This is a genomic window from Streptomyces flavofungini (assembly GCF_041028215.1).
Lineage (GTDB): Bacteria > Actinomycetota > Actinomycetes > Streptomycetales > Streptomycetaceae > Streptomyces > Streptomyces flavofungini_B.
Genome location: NZ_JASKYR010000532.1, coordinates 1 through 5,451 on the forward strand (window position 1 = coordinate 1; position 5,451 = coordinate 5,451).

The 5,451-nt window shown below is 71.1% G+C and carries 6 protein-coding genes and 1 pseudogene; 3 read left to right on the forward strand and 4 right to left on the reverse strand.

Annotated elements, in window-relative coordinates; translation table 11 throughout:
* Positions 1 to 172: pseudogene (locus AB8Z36_RS28895) on the forward strand (bifunctional ADP-dependent NAD(P)H-hydrate dehydratase/NAD(P)H-hydrate epimerase); the annotation flags it as partial.
* Positions 173 to 199: 27 nt separating this feature from the next.
* On the opposite strand, the gene AB8Z36_RS28900 reads toward AB8Z36_RS28895, so the two are convergent.
* Complete coding sequence (locus AB8Z36_RS28900; protein WP_369216332.1) at positions 200 to 568, reverse strand: holo-ACP synthase; 369 nt, start codon at positions 566 to 568, stop codon at positions 200 to 202.
* A gap of 58 nt (positions 569 to 626) precedes the next feature.
* Here AB8Z36_RS28900 and coaA point away from each other — a divergent pair, with 58 nt between their 5' ends.
* Entirely contained in the window at positions 627 to 1,625 is a 999-nt protein-coding gene (gene coaA, locus AB8Z36_RS28905; protein ID WP_369216333.1) for a type I pantothenate kinase, read from the forward strand.
* Between the two features lie 31 nt (positions 1,626 to 1,656).
* Positions 1,657 to 2,604 (forward strand): DUF389 domain-containing protein, encoded by a 948-nt coding sequence (locus tag AB8Z36_RS28910; RefSeq protein ID WP_369216334.1) that lies wholly within the window; start codon positions 1,657 to 1,659, stop codon positions 2,602 to 2,604.
* Here AB8Z36_RS28910 and glmM read toward each other — a convergent pair.
* The 3 genes from glmM to rplM form a co-directional block, all read right to left on the reverse strand.
* A complete protein-coding gene (glmM, locus tag AB8Z36_RS28915; protein WP_369216335.1) occupies positions 2,601 to 3,959 on the reverse strand; it encodes a phosphoglucosamine mutase in 1,359 nt (452 codons plus the stop codon). The two genes, AB8Z36_RS28910 and glmM, sit on opposite strands and share 4 nt — an antisense overlap.
* 169 nt (positions 3,960 to 4,128) lie before the next feature.
* On the reverse strand, positions 4,129 to 4,650 hold the full coding sequence (gene rpsI, locus AB8Z36_RS28920) for a 30S ribosomal protein S9 (RefSeq protein WP_369216336.1): 522 nt from the start codon (positions 4,648 to 4,650) through the stop codon (positions 4,129 to 4,131).
* Positions 4,651 to 4,692: 42 nt separating this feature from the next.
* Complete coding sequence (gene rplM, locus AB8Z36_RS28925) at positions 4,693 to 5,136, reverse strand: 50S ribosomal protein L13 (protein WP_369216337.1); 444 nt, start codon at positions 5,134 to 5,136, stop codon at positions 4,693 to 4,695.
* Between the last annotated feature and the right edge of the window lie 315 nt (positions 5,137 to 5,451).

Here is a 5,451-nt window from a genome sequence, read left to right on the forward strand (position 1 = left end):
CTCCGGGCTCGCCGGGTCACTCCTCGCGGCCGGGCTCGACGCGCGGGACGCGGGCTCGGTCGGCGCCTATCTGCACGGCCTCGCCGCGCGGCACGCCTCGGACGGGGCGCCGGTCGCCGCGCAGGACGTCGCCGAAGCCATCCCCGCGGCCTGGCGGGACGTACGCGACTGAGCGGTCCCGCGAAGGCGCCGGGGCCCGTCAGCCCTCCGCCACCACCACCGCCGAGGCCACCCCCGCGTCATGGCTCAGCGACACGTGCCAGGAGCGGACGCCGAGGTCGGCCGCCCGCGCGGCGACCGTGCCGCTCACCCGCAGCCGCGGCTGCCCGGTCTCCTCCACGTACACCTCGGCGTCGGTCCAGCGCAGGCCGCCGGGGGCTCCCAGCGCCTTGGCCAGCGCCTCCTTCGCCGCGAAGCGGGCCGCGAGCGAGGCGACGCCCCGCCGCTCCCCGCTCGGCAGCAGCAGCTCACCCGGGACGAAGAGGCGTTCGGCCATGCCCGGCGTCCGCTCCATCGCCGCCCCGAACCGCTCGATCTCCGCCACATCGATGCCAACCCCGATAATCACCGGCTCAGCGTGACACACCCCACCCCGCCCGCCGGTCGAACAGCCGTAACAATGGACTGTGATCTCTTCGGTCTCCGCGCCAGCGAAGGCGCCGCGGAGCGCCCACCGGCAGAAGCCGGAGGCGACTCCCTATGTCGACCTCACCCGCAGCGAGTGGAGCGCGCTGCGGGAGAAGACGCCGCTCCCGCTCACGGCGGAGGAGGTGGAGAAGCTCAGAGGCCTCGGCGACGTCATCGACCTGGACGAGGTCCGCGACATCTACCTCCCGCTCTCCCGCCTCCTCAACCTCTACGTGGGCGCCACGGACGGCCTGCGCGGCGCCCTGAACACCTTCCTCGGCGAGAAGGGCTCCCAGTCGGGCACGCCCTTCGTCATAGGGGTCGCGGGCTCGGTCGCGGTCGGCAAGTCGACCGTCGCCCGCCTCCTCCAGGCCCTGCTCTCCCGCTGGCCGGAACACCCCCGGGTGGAGCTGGTGACGACGGACGGCTTCCTGCTCCCCACCAAGGAGCTCGAAGCCCGCGGCCTGATGTCCCGCAAGGGCTTCCCCGAGTCCTACGACCGCCGCGCCCTCACCCGTTTCGTCGCGGACATCAAGGCGGGCAAGGACGAGGTGACGGCGCCCGTCTACTCCCACCTGATCTACGACATCGTGCCGGGCCGGCGCCTCACCGTCCGCCGCCCCGACATCCTGATCGTCGAGGGCCTGAACGTCCTCCAGCCCGCGCTCCCCGGCAGCGACGGCCGCACCCGGGTGGGCCTCGCCGACTACTTCGACTTCAGCGTGTACGTGGACGCCCGCACGGAGGACATCGAGCGCTGGTACCTGAACCGGTTCAAGAAGCTGCGGCTCACCGCCTTCCAGAACCCGTCCTCGTACTTCCGCAAGTACACCCAGGTGTCGGAGGAGGAGGCCCTCGACTACGCGCGCACCACCTGGCGCACCATCAACAAGCCGAACCTGCTGGAGAACGTGGCCCCCACCCGCGGCCGCGCCGCCCTGGTGCTCCGCAAGGGCCCCGACCACAAGGTCCAGCGCCTGAGCCTGCGCAAGCTCTGAGGCGCCCGCCGCCGCCGACTACCCTGCGGGCATGCTGCATCTGCGCCTGATCTCTCCCGCCGGCACCACCGACGAGGTGGTGCGCCTCATCGAGGGGACGACGGGCACCGCCCACGTGGCCGTGGTCGCCGGCGCGGCCCGCAGCCCGGCGGGCGACGTCGTCCTGTGCGACGTCGCGCGCGAGGCCGCCGACGAGCTGCTCGGCGGCCTGCGCGCGCTGGGCCTGGACAGCTCGGGCTCCATCGCGGTCGAGAACATCGACCTGTCGCTCTCCGAGCGCGCCGACCAGGCGGAGAAGGACGCGCCGGGAGAGGCGGCGGACGCGGTCCTGTGGGAGCAGCTCGCGGACGCCACCCACGAGGAGTCGACGCTCTCGGCCACCTACGTCGCGTTCATCACCCTCGCCACGATGATCGCGGCCTGCGGCGTGGTCCTCGACAACGCGATCCTGATCGTGGGCGCGATGGCCGTCGGCCCCGAGTTCGGCCCGCTCGCCGGCCTCTGCACGGCGCTGGTGCGGCGGGCTCCCCGGCTGGCGCTGCGCGCGCTCCTCGCGCTGCTCGTGGGGTTCGCGGCGGCGATGCTCGTGACGGCCGCGTTCAGCGCCTTCATGGACGCGGTGGACCTCTTCAGCAGCGACGCGCTGAAGGCGGAGCGGCCGAACACGAACTTCATCTACCGCCCCGACTGGTTCTCCTTCGTCGTGGCGGTCCTCGCGGGCGTCGCGGGCACCCTCTCGCTGACCTCGGCGAAGTCCGGTGCCCTGGTCGGCGTGGCGATCTCCGTGACGACGGTCCCCGCGGCGGCCAACGCCGCGGTCGCCTTCAGCTACTCCGAGTACAAGCAGGCGTGGGGCTCGACGGAACAGCTCCTGCTCAACCTGCTCGGCATCGTCCTCGCCGGTACGGCGACGCTGCTCGTCCAGAAGGCCCTCTGGGCCGGTCAGCGCCGCCGTACCGCGCGGGAGCGGCGGGGTTAGCCCAGCGCCGACTTCACGACGTCGGCGAGGCGGCCCGCCACGGAGCGCGCCTGCTCGATGTCGGCGGCCTCGACCATGACCCGGACCAGCGGCTCCGTCCCCGAGGGACGCAGCAGCACCCGGCCGGTGGAGCCCAGCTCGCGCTCGGCCTCGGTGACGGCGGCGGACAGCTCCGCCGAGGTCTTGACCCGGGACTTGTCGACGTCCGGGACATTGATGAGGACCTGCGGGAGGCGCTCCATGACGCCCGCGAGATCCGCGAGCGAACGCCCCGTCTCGGCGACCCGCGCCGCGAGCAGCAGGCCGGTCAGCGTGCCGTCGCCGGTGGTCGCGTGGTCCAGGACGATGACGTGCCCGGACTGCTCGCCGCCGAGGGCGAAGCCGTGCTCCTTCATCGCTTCGAGGACATAGCGGTCGCCGACGGCGGTCTGCACGAGGGAGAGGCCGTGCGCCTCCATGGCGAGCTTGAAGCCGAGGTTCGACATGACGGTGGCGACAACGGTGTCGTTGCGCAGCGTGCCGTGCTCCCGCATGGCGAGGGCGAGCACCGCGAGGATCTGGTCGCCGTCGACCTCCTCGCCCGAGCCGTCCACGGCGAGGCAGCGGTCGGCGTCCCCGTCGTGGGCGATGCCGAAGTCGGCGCCCTGCTCGACGACGGCGGCCTTGAGCAGGTCCAGGTGGGTCGAGCCACAGCCGTCGTTGATGTTCAGGCCGTCCGGCTGGGCGCCGATCGTGATGACGTCGGCACCGGCACGCGCGAACGCCTCGGGCGAGACCCGGGCGGCGGCGCCGTGCGCCTCGTCCAGGACGATCCTCAGTCCGTCGAGGCGGTTGGGCAGGACCCCGAGCAGGTGCGCGATGTACTGGTCGAGGCCCTGGTCGTAGGAGCTGACCCGGCCGACGCCGGAGCCGGTCGGCCGCTGCCAGGGAGCGCCCGTGCGGTGCTCCTCGTAGACGGCCTCGATGCGGTCCTCCAGGTCGTCGGCGAGCTTGTGGCCGCCGCGCGCGAAGAACTTGATGCCGTTGTCCGGCATGGCGTTGTGGCTGGCGGAGAGCATCACGCCGAGGTCGGCGCCCAGCGCACCGGTGAGATGCGCCACCGCGGGGGTGGGCAGCACACCGACGCGCAGGACGTCCACGCCCGCGCTCGCGAGGCCCGCGACCACCGCGGCCTCCAGGAACTCCCCGGACGCGCGCGGGTCACGGCCGACCACGGCCTTCGGCCGGTGGCCTTCGAAGGTGCCCGCCTCGGCCAGTACGTGCGCCGCCGCCACGGAGAGTCCGAGCGCGAGCTCGGCCGTCAGATCCGCGTTGGCGACACCACGCACGCCGTCCGTGCCGAAGAGTCGTCCCACTGCTGTCCTCCGAACGTTCCAAAAGCTTTCGGAAATGCTCCGAACTTGTCCCCCCAGTTCCCCTCCTGTTCAAAGAGGGTGCCAGGGGCCGAGCGGTTCCTGATAGACGAACGCCCCGGCAGCACAGTCGTGCCGCCGGGGCGTTCGAAGTAGTACAAGCAGGCAGCGATTAGCGCTTGCTGTACTGCGGGGCCTTGCGGGCCTTCTTGAGACCGGCCTTCTTGCGCTCGACCGCACGGTCGTCACGCTTGAGGTAACCGGCCTTCTTGAGGGCGCCACGGTTGTTCTCGACGTCGGCCTCGTTCAGCGCACGGGCGACACCGAGGCGGAGCGCACCGGCCTGACCGGAGACGCCGCCACCCGCGATGCGGGCGATGACGTCGTAGCGGCCGTCGAGCTCGAGCACCTTGAAGGGCTCGTTGACTTCCTGCTGGTGGACCTTGTTCGGGAAGTAGTCCTCGAGCGAACGCCCGTTGACCTTCCACTTGCCGGTGCCCGGGACGATCCGGACGCGGGCGATGGCGTTCTTGCGACGGCCCAGGCCGGCGGCCGGCTGGGGGTCGCCGAAGCGCGCGGCGTTCGACTCCGAGGTGTACTCGCCCTCGACGGGCACCTCGGACTCGGTGGTGTACTGCTCGACGTCGGCGATCTCGGTCTCTTCGACCGGCTGCTCAACGGTGGTCTCGGCCACGATTCTCCTCAGATTTCTTTTCGTCTTTGGGGGTGGCCGGAACTACTGCGCGACCTGGGTGATCTCGAACGGGACCGGCTGCTGAGCGCCGTGCGGGTGCTGGTCGCCCGCGTAGACCTTCAGCTTCGAGAGCATCTGACGGCCCAGGGTGTTCTTGGGGAGCATGCCCTTGACGGCCTTCTCGATGGCCTTCTCGGGGCTCTTCTCGAGCAGCTCGTCGTAACGGACGGAACGCAGACCACCCGGGTAGCCGGAGTGGCGGTACGCCATCTTCTGGGTCTTCTTGTTGCCGGAGAGGTGCACCTTCTCGGCGTTGATGATGATGACGAAGTCACCGGTGTCAACGTGAGGGGCGTAGATCGGCTTGTGCTTGCCCCGCAGGAGGGTGGCAGCGGTGGTCGCCAGACGGCCCAGGACGATGTCCCGGGCGTCGATGACGTGCCACTGGCGGGTCACATCGCCGGGCTTGGGGCTGTACGTACGCACGGTGTCGTAGCCTTCGCTTCTTCAGAGGTGGGGTCCTGACATGGCCACCACGGACGATGTACGACAGCCCTGGCGGACCTCGGTGACGCAACCGAGTCCTGCCGCTGGTCATCGGCCCGGTGGACCGGTGTAAGGGCCCCTCACGTGAGAATGAGAAAGCCAATACACATAACGAACTCGCAGAATACCCGCGCTGGCCCGTACGGGTCAAAACGCGGGCCTGGGGACCGGCACCGCCGGTTCCACCGCCTCGGGCGGCCCTGCGCCTCCAGGATAACCGCCCCCGCGCCCGGGGGCCCCGGCCCGGCGCCGCAC